The following is a 16,867-nucleotide window of genomic DNA, read 5'->3' as shown; positions in this document are numbered from 1 at the left end:
TTCGGCGGGCAGGCCGGCCGGCGTCCTCGAGCGCCGTGTCGGGCCCCGGGAGGGGAGCCGGAGGACGGCGTGTGATCTGATCGACGCATGAGCTCCGAGCGCGGCCTCGAACGGCTCGTCGCCTTCAGCGACGCGGTCGTCGCCATCGCCATCACCCTGGTCGTCCTGCCGCTCGTGGACACCGCCCGCGACGGGGCGTCCGACAGCGTCGCGGGCTTCGTGCGGGAGAACGCGGCGCCCCTCGGCGCGGCGGCCCTGAGCTTCGTCGTGATCGCCGCGCTCTGGCAGGCCCACCACGCCGTCCTCGGGCGGATCCGGGCGCTCACCCGGGGCATGATGCGCGCGAACTGGCTGTGGCTGGCCGCCATCGTGTTCCTGCCGCTGCCCACCGTCCTCATCGTCGGGGCCGCGGAGGAGGACCGGCTGGGCGTCGTGATCTACATCGCGACCATGCTGGTCGCGTCCACCTCCCTCGCCGTGCTCGCCGAGCTCGGGATCCGCGCCGGCGTCGCCCTCGACGACGACGACCACCACGACGACCCCGGCGCTCCGAGCCACGCCGCCCTCCGCCGCAGCCGCTGGATCCCCACCGGCCTGATGGCGCTCGCCCTCGTCCTCGCCGCGGCCGTGCCCGGCGTCGGCACCTGGGCGCTCCTCGTGCTGCTCATCACGATCCCCCTCGAGCGCCTCGGCCGCCCCCGCCGTCGCCCGCGCCGCACCCCGCCGATACGCTGACGACGTGACACCCCGCGGCGCCCCGACGCCCTCCGCATCCGCCGCCCCGAGCACCTCCGCCGCCGCGCTCACCGCTCCCGGCGGCCGCCGGATCGCCGTGCAGTTCGTCGCGATGGGCACGGTGTGGGGCGCCAGCTTCCTGTTCATGAAGGTCGCGCTGGAGGGCGTCTCGTTCGGCCAGGTGTCCTGGACCCGGCTCGTGCTCGGCGCCGTCGCGCTCGGCCTCATCGTCGCCGGGCGCCGCCTGCCGCTGCCGCGGGAGCGCGTCGTCTGGCTGCACTTCGCGGTCGTCGGCGTCGTCGGGTCGGCCATCCCGTTCTCGCTGTTCGCCTGGGCCGAGCAGCACGTCACCTCGGGGGTCGCGAGCATCTACAACGCGACCACGCCGATCATGACGGCGCTCCTCGCGACCCTGGCCTTCCGCGTCGAGCGGCTCGGCCGTCGGCAGCTCGCGGGCATCGCCCTCGGCATCGCGGGCGTCGTCGTGATCATCGGGCCGTGGCGGCTGACCCCGTCGGCGGAGGCCGCCGCGTCCGGTCAGCCGCTGCTCGAGCTCGCGGGCCAGCTCGCGTGCCTGGGCGCGGCCCTCTGCTACGGGATCACGTTCGGCTACCTCCGCCGCTTCCTCACGCACCGCGGCATCCCCGGCGTGGTCACGGCCTTCATGCAGATCGGCATGGGAGCCGCCGCCATGGTCGTCGCCACCCCGTTCCTCGCCACCGGGCCCGTGTCGCTCGACGTGCCGGTCGTCCTCAGCCTGCTGGTGCTCGGCGTGGTGGGCACGGGCCTCGCGTACCTCTGGAACATGAACGTGCTGCTCGCCTGGGGGCCCACCGCCACCTCCACCGTCACGTACATCACGCCGGTCGTCGGCGTCGCGCTCGGGATCCTCGTGCTCGGCGAGACCCTGCACTGGAACGAGCCCGCCGGTGCCGCCCTCGTGCTCCTCGGCGTGCTCCTGTCGCAGGGCCGCCGCCGTGCGGCCCCACGATCGAGGCCCGCCCCGGCGACGTCCGCCGGAGACCCCGCGGCGCCTCCCGCCCCCGCGGCCGCGACGCGCACCCCTCCGACGCCCGGCTAGGCTCGCCGGGTGCGTCTCGTCATCGCCCGCTGCTCCGTCGACTACGCCGGCCGCCTCAGCGCGCATCTCCCCCTCGCCACCCGGCTCCTCATGGTCAAGGCCGACGGGAGCCTCCTCGTCCACTCGGACGGCGGCTCCTACAAGCCCCTCAACTGGATGAGCCCGCCCTGCACGATCGTCGAGGTCGAGCCCGACGACGACCAGGCGCTCGCGGGGGTCCGCGAGATCTGGCGCGTGGTGCAGCCGAAGACGGCCGACATGCTCGTCGTTTCCATCCACGAGGTGCTGCACGACTCCGCCCACGACCTCGGCGTCGACCCGGGCCTCGTCAAGGACGGCGTGGAGGCGCACCTGCAGAAGCTGCTCGCCGAGCAGATCCACCTGCTGGGCGACGGCCACGAGCTGGTGCGCCGCGAGTACATGACCGCGATCGGGCCGGTCGACATCCTGGCGCGGGACGCTGCCGGCCGGTCGGTCGCGGTGGAGCTGAAGCGCCGCGGCGACATCGACGGCGTCGAGCAGCTCACGCGCTACCTGGAGCTCATGAACCGGGATCCGCACCTCGCGCCGGTCACGGGCGTGTACGCCGCGCAGGAGATCAGGCCGCAGGCCCGCACGCTCGCCGAGGACCGCGGGATCCGCTGCCTCCTCCTCGACTACGACGCCATGCGCGGCCTCGACGACGGGCACTCGCGCCTGTTCTGACGCGGGCCGCGTCCGGGACGCGCTCCGGGTGCGCTCCCGGCGGGCACCCGCACGACCCTCGTAGGGTGTCAGCGTGACCGCACCCGACACGACCACGCCGTCCTCCGTCGCCGGCTCCGCGCCCTGGAGCTGCATCCTCTTCGACCTCGACGGCACCATCACCGACTCGGCCCCCGGCATCACGGCGCAGCTCGCGAAGACGCTCGTCTTCATGGGCCTGCCGGTGCCGGGCCCCGCCCAGCTGCTCGAGTACGTGGGCCCGCCCATCCTCGACTCCTTCCGCGACCTCGCCGGCATGGACGACGAGGCCCAGCAGCGTGCGCTCGCCCACTACCGCGCGGGCTACGCGGCCGGCGGCGTCTTCGACAGCGCGGTCTACGACGGCGTCCCCGACGTGCTGCGCGCGATCCGCGCCGCCGGCATCCCGCTGTCCCTCGCCACCAGCAAGCCCGAGTCGCAGGCGCGCCGCGTGCTCGACCACTACGGCCTCACCGACCTGTTCACGGAGATCTGCGGCGCCAGCGAGGACGAGGTGCGCTCCGCCAAGGCCGACGTCATCGAGGAGGCGCTGCGGCGGCTCCGCGCGGCCGGCGTCGACGTCGCGAACGCGGTGATGGTGGGCGACCGCGAGCACGACGTGCTCGGGGCCGCCGCGCACGGCATCCCGACCGTCATGGTCGGCTGGGGCTACGGGAGCCCGGCCGAGGCGGCGGGCACGATCGCGGTCGTCGAGTCGGCCGCCGAGCTCGCCTCGCGCCTGGTCCCGGAGGTGCGGGCACCCGCCGCCTGAGCGGCCCGCTCCGAATCCCTCACAAGCAGGAGCGTTTCCACAGATCCGGCTGCCGACCCCCGCCCGCCCCGGGGTTAGCAACACGGAGTGACAGAATGACCCGCGGAGGAACCATGTCATCACCGCAGGACCTGCAGGACCCGCTCGCGCTCGACAGGCAGGTCAGCTACTCGCTCGTCGTCGCCGCACGCAGCGTGACCGCCCTCTACCGCCCCATCCTCGACCCCCTCGGGCTCACCCACCCGCAGTACCTCGTCCTCCTCGCCCTCTGGGCGCGCGGACCCCGCTCGGTGAAGGACCTCAGCCACGAGCTCCAGCTCGACAGCGCCACGCTCTCCCCCCTCCTCAAGCGCCTGGAGGCCATGGGCCACGTGTGGCGCGTGCGCCGCGCCACCGACGAGCGGGTGCTCGAGATCGGCCTCACCGACCAGGGCCGCGAGCTGCGCGAGCGGGCAGTCACCATCCCGCAGCAGATCCGCGACCGCCTGTCCATGTCGGAGGAGCAGCTCCAGGGGCTGAAGTCGGTGCTCAGCCAGGTCATCGACAACGCGAAGGCGCTCCCCGAGACCATCTGACCGGGCGGCGCCGCGCCGGGCGGCGCACCCGCACCCGCACCACCCGCATCCCCGCACCACCCGAACGGAGCGCGACCAGTGAGCGACACGGTCCGCGCGGTGCTCCTCCTGGAGTGCTACGTCACCGTCACGCTCCTGGCGCCGCTCCTCCTCGGCCGGCTGCCGCTCGTCGCCCAGCGTCCCGTCGCCATGCTCGCCGCGTGGCACGGGTTCCTCGCCACGGCGGTGCTGAGCCTCGGCTCGGGGCTCGGCCTCCTCATCCACCAGGGCATGTCGCTGCAGGCGGGCGCGCATCCGGCGGCGGATGCGGGCGCGCCCGGCGCCGCGCCCCTCGCGGCCGTCCCCGTCGCCGCCGTCCCCCTCGCGGCCGTCCCCCTGGCATACGTCGCGGCGGGGGTGCTCGGGGTGCTGCTGTTCCGCATCGTGGAGGAGGGCGGACGTGTGGTGCGCGAGGCGCGGCGGCGGGCCGGCGAGGTCGCGACCCTGCTGCTCGCCTCCCGGCCGTACCGGGTCGCCGGCCGCGACGCGCGCCTCGTCGAGTCCGACGTGCCGCTCGCCGCGCTCTCGCCCTCGACCGGCGTGATCCTCCTCACCACGGAGGCGCGCGCCCGCCTCGACGACGACGAGCTCGCCGCCGTCATCGAGCACGAGACCGCGCACCTCGAGCAGCGGCACGCGCTGGCGGTGCGTCTCGCCCAGGTCTCCCGCGCGATCCTGCCGGCGCTGCCCGCCAGCCAGCGCCTCGCCCTGTCAACGACCATCGCGATCGAGTTCATCGCCGACGACCACGCCGCCCGGGTCGCCGGTCCCGCGACCGTGGCGTCCGCGCTCCGGAAGCTCGATCCCGGGGGCGGCCTCTCCGCGCTCCGCGCCGACCGCATGGACCAGCCCCGCGGCGGGCACCCGGTCGCCCTGCGGCTGCTGTGCGCCGTCGCGTGCGCGCTCCCCGCGCTGCCGCTCGTCATCGTGCTGCTGCCGCCCTCCTGACCTCCGCGCGGCGCGATCCCGCCACCGCGTCGCCAGCCCGCGCCGCCGGCCCGCCGGGACCCGTGCGGTAGGGTCGCTCCCGAAGGGGAGTAGTCCCCCCGGCCCTCGGGCCGGACGGCGATGCGTCGACATGCTGGCCCCCGGGCCCGGTGCATCACCCGCCCCGGAGCACGCGGACGGCGGGCGGACGAGACCTTCGGCCAGACGAACGACAGGCGCACGCGCGCCGTCGCGTCGGCCGGAGACCCCGCGTCCCGGTCGTCGCCCGACCGGAGGACCCATGACCGCCATCCCCCCTGCCCGCACGCCCGATCCCACCCCCGCCCAGGTGCGCCGCTGGCGGCAGTACCTCGCCGACGAGCGCGCCGAGGCGGCCGTCTACCGCGACCTCGCCGGCCGGCGCACGGGCGAGGAGCGCGAGATCCTGCTCGCCCTGGCCGAGGCGGAGGGCCGCCACGCCGACCACTGGATCGAGCTGCTCGGCGACCGCGTCGGCCGGCCCGTGCGCGGCGACGTCCGCACCCGCATCCTCGGCGTCCTCGCCCGCCGCTTCGGATCCGTGTTCGTGCTGGCCCTCGCCCAGCGCGCCGAGAGCCGGTCGCCGTACGCCGACGACGCGGATGCCACCGACGCCATGGCCGCCGACGAGCGCGTGCACGAGGAGGTCGTCCGCGGCCTCGCCACCCGCGGGCGGATGCGCCTGTCCGGCACCTTCCGCGCCGCCGTGTTCGGAGCCAACGACGGGCTCGTCAGCAACCTCGCGCTCGTGATCGGCATCACGGCCACGGGAGTCCCCACCGCGGTGATCCTCGCCACGGGCCTCGCCGGCCTCCTCGCGGGCGCGCTCTCGATGGGCGCGGGCGAGTTCGTGTCCGTGCGGTCCCAGCGCGAGCTGCTCGAGGCCTCGGCCCCGGGCGCGGGCACCCGCGACGCCCTGCCCCACCTCGACGTGGACGCCAACGAGCTCGCGCTCGTCTACCGCGCCCGCGGCATGACCGAGGAGGAGGCGCTCGCGCACGCCGACGAGGTGCTGCGCGACCTCGCGGCCGAGACCCGTCCCATCCCGGTGACCATCGCGGGCGTCGGTCCCGACGACGAGCACGAGAGCGTCGGCACGGCGTGGGGCGCCGCCCTGTCGAGCTTCTGCTTCTTCGCCTCGGGCGCCGTGATCCCGGTGCTGCCCTACCTGCTCGGCCTGCAGGGCGTCGCCGCGCTGGTCCTCGCGTCGGTCCTCGTCGCGATCGCGCTGTCGATCACGGGCGCGGTCACGGGCCTCCTCTCGGGTGGCCCGCCGCTGCGGCGCGCGGCGCGCCAGCTGCTCATCGGGTTCGGGGCCGCCGGGGCCACCTACCTGCTGGGGCTCCTCTTCGGCACGCAGGTCGGCTGATCCGTCCGGGGCCCGGGCGGGCCGGTCCCGCCGCAGCCGATACGGTGGGCGCATGGCTGACGGAGATGACCCCCGCCGTCGCGAGGACTCCCTCGCGACGCGCATGAGCGACGCGGTGGCGCGCACGAGCGAGCGGGAGGTCGCCCTGCGGGCGATGGGCCTGCTGGACGGCCTGTACGAGGGCGACGACTTCCTGCTGCTGGTCGGCGGACGCCACGCCCGCGGGATCCTCAACGGCGCGCCTCCCCTCTACTGGCCCGAGGCCTGGGGCGCCCGCGCGCTCCTCTACGCGTGGACGCCGGAGGCCGCGAAGGTCGTCGAGAAGAACCTGACGAACCGCGCCTGGCGCGTGCGCGAGGCGTGCGCGAAGGTCGTCGCGACCCGGCAGCTGCCGCTGGTCCGCGCCCTCACGGTCCTCGTCACGGACGAGAACGCCCGCGTCCGCGGCGCCGCCCTGCGCGCGCTCGGCGCGGTCGGCTCCCCGGCCGACGAGGAGGTCGTCCGCCGCGCCCTCACCGACCCGGACACGTCCGTCCGCGTCGCGGCGCACGACGGGCTCGAGGCCCTCGCGGCCCGCCACCCGTCGGTGCTCTCCGCCTCCGGCCGTCACGCGGCCGCCGCGGCGGAGGCATCCGGATCCGCCGTGGCCGACGACGCGGCCCGCACCGACTCCGACGGCACCGACGCGGACGCCGACCGCCCCTAGCGCGGCGACCCCGCGGGCCGCACGCGCTCACCGGCCCGGGAAGGCGGGGAACGCGCACTCGGGCGGGCTGCCCGCCGCGGGCCCGGCGGCGATCCGCACGTCGGGACGCGTCGACGTCAGCGGCACGCCGCCGAACGTCGCGCCCGCCGTCGTGATGTCGGCGTACGCGGCGCCGACCGGGGCGGCGTCCACCGACGTGCGCCGGAGCGCGAGGCCGAGCGCGTGGGCCGCGTCGTAGCCCTCGAGCGACGACGACGCGAGGTGCAGCGACCGGGTCGCGCGGAAGCCGTCCACGGTGATCCCCTGGAAGACGGGCAGCGCGTCGCCCGCCGCCGTGCCGTAGCTGGAGTCGACGACGATCGGGTACTTCGCCTCGTCGACGCACACGTCGCGGTACTCGACGTCGCGCACCGGGCCTCCGACGCCCGCCGCGCTCTTGATGCGGATGCCGCCCGCCGCGACGCTCAGGGCGCCGAACGCGTCCCGGCCGCTGACCGTGTCGTCCGCCACGAGCACGTCGCTGACCCCGGCCGTCGTCTCGCTGCCGATCGAGATGCCGTGGGTGCCGAAGAGGTGGTCGCCGACGATGCTGATGTGGGCGGACGGCGCGCTGCCCGCCTTGATCGCGATGCCGTCGTCGCCGGCGCTGATCCACGAGCGCGCGATGGTCACGTCGGTCGCGCCCGCCGGGTCGATCCCGTCGGTGTTGCGGGCGGAGGAGGGGGTGCGGATCACCACGCCCCACACCGTGAGGCCGACGCCGTGGTCGAACGACACGTGGATGCCGGGCGACGAGACCAGGTCGACGTCGTGGAGGGTGACGTCGTCCGCGCGCGTCGCGACGACGAGCCGCGGCACGTTCTGCCGGCCGCCCTGCTTGGCGGCCGCCGCGAGCTGCCACCAGGTGGTGGTCCCGCCGAGGATCTGCGCGTCGCCACGGCCGTCGATGCGACCCCGGACGGCGCCCGGCTCCCCGCTCGAGGCGATGCCCGAGTGCGAGGACAGGGAGATGAACGGCCGGCAGCCGTCGCCGCCCCCGCCGATGGTGCCGCATCGGGGCCGACCGGCCACCTGGTAGTCCGTCGCGTCGCGGGACGCGGAGAGCACGGCTCCCGGATCCACGAGCAGCACCTCGCCCGCCCGCACGGTGAGGGGTCCGCTGAGGAAGCTCGCGGAGGTGCCGGACGCCGCGAGCCGGACGGCGCCGCCCCTGCCCGCGCAGGCGTCGAGGGCCGCCTGGATCCGCGGCCCGTCCGGGGCCTGCGCCTCGTCCGCGGCCGACGCCTGGCGTCCGCTCATGTGGACCTCGGCGGGGACCGTGGTGCAGACGGCCGGGGCGTGGGGCTCCGTCACCGCGCGGCGGTCGCCGTGGACGGCGCCGCCGAGGAGCGAGGCGGCGGGGAGCGAGGTGCCGGGGAGCGACGCGCCGGGCGGGGTCGCGGGTGCGGGCGTCGACGCCGCGAGCGCCGGGGAGCCGGCCCCGAGGCAGAGGAGCACGCAGGCGGCGACGGTCGCGGGGACGCGGCGGGAGGACAGGGCGGGACGTGGGCGCACGGAGGTGTCCGTTCTGCAGGAGGGGGCGATCGGCTGGTACCGGATCGATGAGGACGCTCACGATAGGGACCGCCCTCCCGCCCGCGCGCGGCCCGTCCTCAGGGCGCCGCGGGTTCCGGGGGCAGGGATGCCGCGAAGCGGCGGACGAGGCCGGCGAAGACGTCGGGGCGCTCGATCTGGGGCATGTGGCCGCAGCGGGAGATCAGCTCCAGGCGCGCGTCGGGGAGCTCGCGCGCGACGCCGCGGAGGTGGGTGGCGGGGAGGATCCGGTCGCGGTCGCCCCACACGGCGAGCACGGGCAGGCCCGACGCGCGCACCGCCTCCACCAGGGGGCGGCGCCACCCGGAGCTGACGCCGCGGACGGTCCCGAGGTCGCGGGCCACCTCGAGCATGGTGGCCGCATGGGCCGGACGGGCCGAGAGCGCCTGGGCGTGGCGCACGCGCTCGGCGGTGGTCAGGGCGGGGTCGTGGAAGACGCTGCGGGTGGAGCGCCGCGAGTTGCCGGGCGTGGGGCGGAGCACGAGGGTCGCGAGCGGATCGAAGGCCAGGAGCCGGAGCCCCACCGTGACCTCCCGGCCGAAGCCCGCGCTGTCGGCGAGGACGAGCGCCCGCACGCGCTCCGGGTGGCGGGTCGCGAGCGTCATCGCCACGGCGCCGCCGAGCGAGTTGCCGACCACGGTCACCCGGCCGCGCACGCCCGCGGCGTCGAGGTACGCGGGCAGGGCGTCCGCGAGGGCGACGAGCGTGGAGGGCCCGTCGACGGGATCCGACCAGCCGAAGCCGGGCAGGTCCAGGCTGTGCAGCTCGTGCGCGTCGGAGAGGCGCGCGTGCTGCTCGTCCCAGTCCTCGAGGCTGCGGCCGATGCCGTGCAGGAGGAGGAGCGGATCCCCGGCGCCCGTCACGCGGTGCCGCACCAGCCGGTCGCCCACCCGCAGCATCGCGGTCCCCGGGGCTCCGAGCGGATCGAGGTCGTCGGGATCGGCCATGCCGCGACCCTATCCGTCTCCTCACGTGGGGCTCCCCACGTGGGGGATTCCCGCGATGACGGAGGGAGGTGCGACGATGGAGGGGCTGCGCATCGCAGCGCCTTCCCCGTCGCCCGGAGCCACGAGCCCCGCCCGACGTGCGGCGATCCCCGCGGGTCGCCGATGAGAACCAAGGAGCGACACGGCATGACGATCTTCGAGCAGATGGAGTCCGAGGTCCGGAGCTACAGCCGCGGCTGGCCGGTCGTGTTCGACCGCGCCGTGGGCAGCGAGATGTTCACGGCCGACGGCGATCGCTACCTCGACTTCTTCGCGGGCGCCGGAGCCCTCAACTACGGGCACAACGACCCGGCGCTCAAGCAGAAGCTGGTCGACTACATCCTGCGCGACGGCGTCACGCACTCCCTCGACATGTTCACGGAGGCCCGCCGCGACTTCCTGCAGACGTTCCAGGACGTCATCCTCCAGCCGCGCGGTCTCGACTACCGCATCATGTTCCCCGGCCCGGGCGGCGCGAACGCCGTCGAGGCCGCGCTGAAGCTCGCCCGCAAGGTCACCGGCCGCACCACGATCGTGCACTTCACCAACTCGTTCCACGGCATGACCGAGGGCGCCCTCGCGGTCACCGGCAACGCGCTGAAGCGCGGCGGCGCCGGGCACCCGCTGCACCACGCGGTCGCCGTCCCGTTCGACGGCTACCTCGGCGGCGAGACCGACAGCCTCGCGTACTTCGCGAAGCTCCTCGACGACTCGGGCTCGGGCTTCGACCGGCCGGCCGGCGTCATCGTCGAGACCGTGCAGGGCGAGGGCGGCATCAACGTCGCGAGCGCCGAGTGGCTGCGCGCGCTCCGCGACCTCTGCACGCGCCACGGCATCGTGCTCATCGTCGACGACGTGCAGATGGGCTGCGGCCGCACGGGCGGGTTCTTCAGCTTCGAGGAGTCCGGCATCGTCCCCGACATCGTCACGCTCTCCAAGTCCATCGGCGGCTACGGCCTCCCCATGGCCCTCACGCTGCTGAAGCCGGAGCTCGACCAGTGGAAGCCGGGCGAGCACAACGGCACCTTCCGCGGCATCGCGCCCGCGTTCCTCACCGGCGCCGAGGCGCTGCGGCGGTACTGGACCGACGGCGAGCTGGAGGCGTCCACGCTCCGCAAGGGCGCGCGGATCCACGAGGTCTTCACCGAGATCGCCGCGGAGGCCGCCCCCGGCACGACGCTGAAGGTGCGCGGCCGCGGCCTCGCGCGCGGCATCGAGTTCCCCACGGGCGACCTCGCCGGGGCCGTCTGCCGGGCGGCGTTCGAGCGCGGCATGCTCATGGAGACCAGCGGCGCCGGCGGCACCGTCATGAAGGTGCTGCCCGCCCTCACCATCAGCGACGAGCAGATCGAGGAGGGCCTCGCCATCATCCGCGCGTCCGTCCGCGAGGTCCTCGGTGCCACGAGCGAGGAGCTCGCCGCCGACGAGGTGCCGCTGCCGGTGGCCGTCGGGAGCTGACCCGCTCCTATTGCCCTCCTCGACGGCCCGGTCCTGCACGCGCGGGACCGGGCCGTCGTCCGCCGTCCGGCGGTCCGGCCGCTCGCGTCGGATCGGGCATCCGCCCCCGGCCCTAGCGGGGTCGGAGGATCCGGTACCGGTGCTCGGGGCGGCCGGTGGATCCGTAGTTGAGCTGCACGTCCACGACGCGGTCGCGGGCGAGCGCGCCGAGGTAGCGCTGCGCGGTGGCGCGGGAGACGCCCACCCGCTCCGCGATCTCGGGGGCGCTCAGCTCCTCGTCCGCGGCCGAGAGGGCGTCGAGCACGGCCTGCTCGGTCGCCGGGCGCGCCTGGGCGGAGGCCCGGCCGGGCCGCAGCGCCTGGATGGCGCGGTCGATGCCCGCCTGGTCGAGCGGCCGGTCGGTCGCGAGCCCGGCCCGGAAGGCCGCGTAGGCCGCGAGGCGCGCAGTGAGCAGCTCCGGCGCGAAGGGCTTCACGAGGTACGAGACGGCCCCGCCGCGGAGGGCGCGGCGGACGGTCGCGGCGTCGTCGGCGGCGGTCACGAGGATCACGTCGGGCTCGATGCGCCGCACGAGGTCGACGCCGCTGCCGTCGGGCAGGTAGGCGTCGAGGAGCACCAGGTCGGGGCGCTCGGAGTCGAGCACGGCGAGCGCCGCGCGCACGCTGCTCGCGGTGCCGACGGGACGGAACCCGGGCGCCTGGGCGACGATCCCCTCGTGCAGGCGGGCGATCCGGAAGTCGTCGTCGACGATGAGGACGGTGAGGTCGTCGGTCACGCGGGGGCTCCGTTCGGGTCGGCACGGTCATCGGTGTCGGTGTCGGTGTCGGTGTCGGTGTCGGGCGGCTCGACCACGCCCTGCAGCCGGGCGCAGAAGACGGCACCGGCGTCGGCACGGTGCGGCGGTCCGCCCGGGTCCGCGACCCAGACGTCCCCGCCGTCGCGCCGGGCGATGTCGCGCACGAGCGGCAGGCCGAAGCCGAGTCCGTGCGCGGGATCCGCGCCCCCGCGGCCGTCCGCCCCGCCGCCTCCCGGCGCGCCGCCCGCCGCCACGGCCTCGGCGGCCGCGCCCACGTCGTCGGCCCGTCGCTGGAAGACGCGGCCCACGTCAGATCCCGCGAGCCCGTCGCCGGAGTCGGAGACCGCGAGGTGCAGGTCGGCCCCGTCGTCGAGCGCCTCGACCTCCACCCAGAGGTCCGTCCGGGATCCGCGCACGGCCGCGTGCACGGCGTTGTCGACGAGGTTGCCGAGGACCGTGGTGACCTCCTCGGGCCGCACGAGGAACCCGCGGACGAGCGTCCCGGGCCCGACGCGCAGGCTCACGCCCCGCTCCTCCGCCTCCATGGCCTTCGCCCCGAGGAACGCCTGCAGGTACGGCTCGTCGACGAGCCCCGCGTCCACCGTGGGGAACGCCACGGGGCCCTGCTCGAGCACGCCCGCGAGGTAGCTGTCGGCCTCGTCGACGCGGCCCGTGGCGACGAGGCCGCGGACGACGTGCAGGCGGTTCGCGAACTCGTGCCGCTGCACGCGGAGCGCGGTGGACATCGCCGTGACGGCCGTGAGGCGACGGCTCATCGCCTCGATGTCGGTCTCGTCGCGCAGCACGACGACGGTGCCGAGGTCACGGCCGTCCCGGTCCACGCGGGCGACGTCCACGAAGAGCAGGCGGTCGCCGACGACGGCGCGGAGGGACGAGGATCCGGCGGGCACCGGCACGGCGCCGGCTGCGGCGGTCGCCGTCGCGGGTCGGCTCCCGGCACCCGGCGCCGCCGTGCCGGCCCGGGCCCGCGCGACCGCCTCCCGCAGCACCGGCGCGACGCCGAGGTCGTCGAGCGTGCGGCCGACCGGGTCCACGAGGCCGAGCAGAGCGGCCGCCCGGGGGTTGCAGACGGTGACGCGGCCGTCGGGCCCGAGGCCGAGGACCCCCTCGCCCACGCCGGAGAGGACGGCCGCCTGGTCCTGCACGAGGCCCGCCAGCTCGGACGGCTGCAGGCCGAGGGTGAGGCGCGCGAGGCGCCGCGAGAGGATCCCGCTGGCGACCGCCCCGACGCCGAGCGCGAGGAGCGCGACCACCGCGATGGCGGCGACGTCGACGCCGATGGAGTCGCGGACGGTCGCCGCGGCGAAGCCCACGCTGACCTCCCCGACCACGCGGCCGCCGGCATCGCCCGCAGCGCCCGCGGCGCCCGCCTCGTCGAGCGCCCGCACCGGCACCTTCGCCCGCGCGGACTCCCCGAGCGTCCCCGTGGCCCACGTCACCTCCTCGCGCCCGGCGAGCGCGACCGTCGGATCCGTGCTCACGAGCTGCCCGAGCTCGGCCGGGTCGGGGTGGGCGAGCCGCAGCCCCCGGTCGTCGGTCACCACCACGAAGAGGGCGCCGGTCCGGGCGCGCACCGCCTCGGCCGTCCGCTGCACGGGCCCGTCGGCGAGGTCGGCGGCGGCCGCGGTCGCGGGATCCGCGGTCTCGGCGGTCACGGCGGCCCGCAGCGCGGGGTCCTCGGCGGCGGTCCGGGCGATGGCCAGGGCCGTCGCCTGCGCCTCCTGCCGGTTCTCGGAGGAGCTGAGCAGGCCGTACGCGACGGTCGCGATGCCCACGACGACCAGCACGACGAGCAGCTGCAGGACGAGCGTGCGGCGGGCGAAGTCGAGCCCCGCCCGTCGTCGCCCCGTCGCCCGATCCACCTGGTGAGCATAATGCGCAGAACCACGTTTTCGTGCACTATCGCGATGAAGCGGCACAAGCGCGACGAGACGCGGACACCGACCTAGCGTGTGGTGTTCAGCCGGGCGTCCCGCCCACCGACGAAGGAGTCACACGTGCTGGTATTCCTGGGCTTCGCCATGGTCCTCACCTTCATGGCCCTCATCATGACCAAGCGGCTGACGCCCATGGTCGCCCTCATCCTCGTGCCGACGATCTTCGGCCTCTTCGCGGGCGCCGGCCTCGGCATCGGAGACATGGTCGTCGAGGCGCTCGGCGACCTGGCCCCCACGGCCGCCCTGCTGATGTTCGCCATCATCTACTTCGGCATCATGATCGACGTCGGCCTCTTCGACCCGCTGGTGCGCCTCATCCTCCGCGTCGCGGGCGGCGACCCCGCGAAGATCGTGCTCGGCACGGCCATCCTCGCGGCGGCGGTCTCGCTCGACGGCGACGGGTCGACCACCTTCATCGTCACCACGGCGGCCATGCTGCCCATCTACCGCAAGCTCGGCATGAGCCCCGTGGTGCTCACCTGCACGGCGGGCCTCGCGAACGGCACGCTCAACATCGTCCCGTGGGGCGGCCCGACCGTCCGCGCGGCGGCGGCGCTCAAGGTCTCGCCGACGGACATCTTCGTGCCCATGATCCCGTCGCTCCTGGTGGGCCTCGCGCTCGTCTTCATCTTCGCCTGGACCATGGGCCTCCGCGAGCGCAGCCGCCTGGCGGCGCTCGGCGAGGCGCGGGCCGAGGGCGGGCTCGACGCGGCCGGCGGCTCGGGCGGATCCACGGGCGGCTCCGGCTGGTGGCGCGCCGGTCGCGGCGCCCCCGCGACCCCGCGCGGCGGCCTCATCACCCTGGCCCCGTCGCTCGTCCGCGCCGAGACGGCCGCCGTCTCCACCGTCGGCTCGACCATGCTCGACCCCGACCGCGAGACGCTCCGCCCGCGCCTCATCTGGTTCAACCTCGGCCTCACGGTCGCGGTGCTCGTGCTGCTGATCATGGACCAGCTGCCCCTCGCCTACGTCTTCATGGTCGGCGCGGCCATCGCCCTCATCGTCAACTTCCGCGACCTCAAGGACCAGGGCCTGCGCATCGCGGCGCACGCGCCCAGCGTGGTCGGCGTGGTCTCGATGGTGCTCGCGGCGGGCGTCCTCATCGGCGTGCTGAACGGCACCGGCATGGTCTCGGCGATGTCGGCCTGGCTCGTCACGATCATCCCCGACGCGCTCGGCCCGGGGCTCGCGGTCATCACGGGCGTGCTCAGCATCCCGATGACCTTCTTCATGAGCAACGACGCCTTCTACTACGGCATGCTCCCCGTGCTCGCCGAGAGCGCCGCGAACTACGGCATCGACCCGGTGGAGATGGCGCGCGCCTCCATCACCGGCCAGCCGGTCCACCTGCAGAGCCCGCTCGTCCCGGCGATCCTGCTGCTCGTGTCGCTCGCCGACGTGAACCTCGGCGACCACCACCGCAAGGTGCTGTGGCGCGCGGTGCTCGTCTCGCTGGTGATGCTCGCGGTGGGCGTGCTCACGGCGGCGATCCCCATCTGATCGCCGTCGCTCCTCGGGAGCGCGCACGCACGGAGGCCGGGCGGCTCGGGGGAGCGCCCGGCCTCCGTGCGTGCGGGCGCGGGACCCCTCCGCCGCGTGGCGACCGCGGATCCAGGCCGCGGGGCTCGGATCCGGGCGGCGCCTAGGAGACCCGGCGCGCGACCTGGTAGCCGGCGTCGGCGTACACGATCTCGTAGACCGTGCCCGCCTGCGTCGCCTCGCCGTACTGGTCGGCGTCCAGGGCGCCCTGGCCGAGGCCCCCGCCCACGGTGTCGATCACGACGTACTGCGGCGCCGGGTTGCCCGGGTTGCCGAGCCAGAACACCTCGTGGTCGTCGACGAGGTACGACATGAGCCCGATGTCGCTCAGCACGGTGGCGCCGGCGGGCACCTGGTCGAGCGCCGCCTGCGCCTGGGCGGCTCGCGGAGCCGGCTCCCAGATGCCGGGCCGCGCGAGCTCGGCGACGGGCGACCGGACGAGGAGCACCACCGCCGCCACGGCCATCACGGGCACGGCCGCCCGCGACGCGGTCCGCAGCCAGCTCTGGCGCCCCGCCCGCGCGCGGGCGACCCCGTCGATCGCGGCGGCGAAGACGATCGGCATCAGCACGGCGTCGTAGTGGTACCCCGGCGCCCAGTACGACTCCGTCGGCGACAGGAAGCGCCAGGCGAGCGTCGGCACGACGAGGAGCAGCAGGGGCGAGCGCAGCGCGATGAGCGCGCCGGCGATGAGGAGGAGGGCGACGGTCTCGGCCTTCGGCGCGACGAAGAGGCCCGCGACCGTGCCGAGCGGATCCGCCAGGACGCTGCCCGCGTCGAGCTTGGCCGCGTAGTCCCAGCGCGCCTCGCGGTTGAACGCCGGCAGGATCACGGTCGTCGCGAGCCCGAACCAGAGGACGCCCCAGCCGGCCAGCGCGATGCCGACGCGGCGGTCGAGGGTGAGCGCGAGGACCGCGCCGAGGACCGCGACCGTGAGGCCGAGGTCCTCCTTCACGAACACGAGCGGCGCCGCCCACAGCGCGGCGGCGAGGGCGCGCCGGGCCACGACCGCGTCGAGCGCGAAGGCCAGCAGGGGCAGGGCGAACGCGATCTCGTGGAACTGGAACGCGACCGCGCCCTGGATCCCCCAGCTCAGCCCGTACGCGGTGGCGACCGTGATCGCGCCCCACCGCCCGACGACGCGGCCGGCCAGCCGGCCGACGCCCACGACCGAGATCCCGATGAGGACCGCCTGCACCACGAGCAGCGCGAACGCGTGCGGCCAGATGGCGTGGACGGGGCCGAGCAGCACGAGGATCGGGTGGAAGTGGTCGCCCATGAGGTTGAAGCCGTCCCCCTTGATGGAGACGATCGGCGCCTGCAGGCGCGCGTAGTCCTGCGCGAGCTGGGTGAAGATGCCGAGGTCCCACGACTTCACGGTGAAGCGGCGCCACTCGAGCGCGGAGTACAGGACGTAGACGGCGGTGACCAGCGCGGCGACGACCACGGAGCCGACGGTGCCGGGCACGCGCGCCCCGGTGATGGTCGCGGGGACGCCGGCCGCGCGCTCCGGCTCGGGGCCGGTCGCGGCGTGGCGGCGGGTCGGGGCGTTCGCGCGGGTCACGGACGCA

15 protein-coding genes are annotated in these 16,867 nt (G+C 75.4%); 10 read left to right on the top strand and 5 right to left on the bottom strand.

Translation table 11 applies throughout. The features are described from left to right. The first annotated feature begins 87 nt into the window (after positions 1-87). The 8 genes from AC07VC_RS02225 to AC07VC_RS02190 all read left to right on the top strand — a co-directional run bounded on the left by AC07VC_RS02225 (position 88) and on the right by AC07VC_RS02190 (position 6,966). Positions 88-735 (top strand): TMEM175 family protein, encoded by a 648-nt coding sequence (locus AC07VC_RS02225; protein WP_494674585.1) that lies wholly within the window; start codon positions 88-90, stop codon positions 733-735. A gap of 112 nt (positions 736-847) precedes the next feature. Then, positions 848-1,816, top strand: a complete 969-nt coding sequence (locus tag AC07VC_RS02220) for a DMT family transporter (protein ID WP_494676533.1) — start codon at positions 848-850, stop codon at positions 1,814-1,816. Positions 1,817-1,825: 9 nt separating this feature from the next. Further along, positions 1,826-2,521: an endonuclease NucS gene (nucS, locus tag AC07VC_RS02215; RefSeq protein WP_317230282.1), complete on the top strand. Its 696-nt coding sequence runs from the start codon at positions 1,826-1,828 to the stop codon at positions 2,519-2,521. 73 nt (positions 2,522-2,594) lie between these two features. Next, positions 2,595-3,311, top strand: a complete 717-nt coding sequence (locus AC07VC_RS02210; RefSeq protein WP_494674586.1) for an HAD family hydrolase — start codon at positions 2,595-2,597, stop codon at positions 3,309-3,311. Positions 3,312-3,424: 113 nt separating this feature from the next. Then, entirely contained in the window at positions 3,425-3,886 is a 462-nt protein-coding gene (locus AC07VC_RS02205; RefSeq protein ID WP_094116756.1) for a MarR family winged helix-turn-helix transcriptional regulator, read from the top strand. Positions 3,887-3,964: 78 nt separating this feature from the next. Then, on the top strand, positions 3,965-4,873 hold the full coding sequence (locus tag AC07VC_RS02200) for a M56 family metallopeptidase (protein ID WP_494674587.1): 909 nt from the start codon (positions 3,965-3,967) through the stop codon (positions 4,871-4,873). A 280-nt stretch (positions 4,874-5,153) separates the two neighbouring features. Beyond that, positions 5,154-6,260, top strand: a complete 1,107-nt coding sequence (locus AC07VC_RS02195; RefSeq protein ID WP_494674588.1) for a VIT1/CCC1 transporter family protein — start codon at positions 5,154-5,156, stop codon at positions 6,258-6,260. Positions 6,261-6,312: 52 nt separating this feature from the next. Then, the gene (locus AC07VC_RS02190) at positions 6,313-6,966 is read left to right on the top strand and encodes a HEAT repeat domain-containing protein (protein ID WP_494674589.1); all 654 of its coding nucleotides are present in this window, start codon (positions 6,313-6,315) and stop codon (positions 6,964-6,966) included. A gap of 27 nt (positions 6,967-6,993) precedes the next feature. On the opposite strand, the gene AC07VC_RS02185 is transcribed toward AC07VC_RS02190, so the two are convergent. After that, positions 6,994-8,520, bottom strand: a complete 1,527-nt coding sequence (locus AC07VC_RS02185) for a glycoside hydrolase family 28 protein (RefSeq protein ID WP_494674590.1) — start codon at positions 8,518-8,520, stop codon at positions 6,994-6,996. A gap of 98 nt (positions 8,521-8,618) precedes the next feature. Then, positions 8,619-9,506, bottom strand: coding sequence for an alpha/beta fold hydrolase (locus AC07VC_RS02180; protein ID WP_317230886.1), 888 nt, complete (start codon positions 9,504-9,506; stop codon positions 8,619-8,621). Between the two features lie 162 nt (positions 9,507-9,668). On the opposite strand from AC07VC_RS02180, the gene ectB reads away from it, so the two are divergent. Beyond that, a complete protein-coding gene (gene ectB, locus AC07VC_RS02175) occupies positions 9,669-11,003 on the top strand; it encodes a diaminobutyrate--2-oxoglutarate transaminase (protein ID WP_494674591.1) in 1,335 nt (444 codons plus the stop codon). 112 nt (positions 11,004-11,115) lie between these two features. On the opposite strand, the gene AC07VC_RS02170 is transcribed toward ectB, so the two are convergent. Continuing rightward, positions 11,116-11,778 (bottom strand): response regulator, encoded by a 663-nt coding sequence (locus AC07VC_RS02170; RefSeq protein ID WP_317230884.1) that lies wholly within the window; start codon positions 11,776-11,778, stop codon positions 11,116-11,118. Beyond that, a complete protein-coding gene (locus AC07VC_RS02165; RefSeq protein ID WP_494674592.1) occupies positions 11,775-13,682 on the bottom strand; it encodes a sensor histidine kinase in 1,908 nt (635 codons plus the stop codon). Before AC07VC_RS02165 ends, AC07VC_RS02170 begins: the two co-directional genes overlap by 4 nt. A 159-nt stretch (positions 13,683-13,841) precedes the next feature. On the opposite strand from AC07VC_RS02165, the gene AC07VC_RS02160 reads away from it, so the two are divergent. Next, on the top strand, positions 13,842-15,257 hold the full coding sequence (locus AC07VC_RS02160) for a CitMHS family transporter (protein WP_317230898.1): 1,416 nt from the start codon (positions 13,842-13,844) through the stop codon (positions 15,255-15,257). A 142-nt stretch (positions 15,258-15,399) separates the two neighbouring features. On the opposite strand, the gene AC07VC_RS02155 is transcribed toward AC07VC_RS02160, so the two are convergent. Continuing rightward, positions 15,400-16,860, bottom strand: coding sequence for a DUF2079 domain-containing protein (locus AC07VC_RS02155; RefSeq protein WP_494674593.1), 1,461 nt, complete (start codon positions 16,858-16,860; stop codon positions 15,400-15,402). Between the last annotated feature and the right edge of the window lie 7 nt (positions 16,861-16,867).

The organism is Clavibacter sp. GW821-FHT01D01, from assembly GCF_059422605.1.
This window is presented reverse-complemented; position numbering and strand designations above follow the sequence as displayed.

Bases quoted from the DNA above. Each gene is read 5' to 3' on its own strand.
- AC07VC_RS02160 (WP_317230898.1), top strand. From the start codon at position 13,842: ATGGTCCTCACCTTCATGGCCCTCATCATGACCAAGCGGCTGACGCCC.
- AC07VC_RS02180 (WP_317230886.1), bottom strand. From the start codon at position 9,506: ATGGCCGATCCCGACGACCTCGATCCGCTCGGAGCCCCGGGGACCGCG.
- AC07VC_RS02205 (WP_094116756.1), top strand. From the start codon at position 3,425: ATGTCATCACCGCAGGACCTGCAGGACCCGCTCGCGCTCGACAGGCAG.
- AC07VC_RS02225 (WP_494674585.1), top strand. From the start codon at position 88: ATGAGCTCCGAGCGCGGCCTCGAACGGCTCGTCGCCTTCAGCGACGCG.
- AC07VC_RS02220 (WP_494676533.1), top strand. From the start codon at position 848: ATGGGCACGGTGTGGGGCGCCAGCTTCCTGTTCATGAAGGTCGCGCTG.
- AC07VC_RS02190 (WP_494674589.1), top strand. From the start codon at position 6,313: ATGGCTGACGGAGATGACCCCCGCCGTCGCGAGGACTCCCTCGCGACG.
- AC07VC_RS02195 (WP_494674588.1), top strand. From the start codon at position 5,154: ATGACCGCCATCCCCCCTGCCCGCACGCCCGATCCCACCCCCGCCCAG.
- ectB (WP_494674591.1), top strand. From the start codon at position 9,669: ATGAGAACCAAGGAGCGACACGGCATGACGATCTTCGAGCAGATGGAG.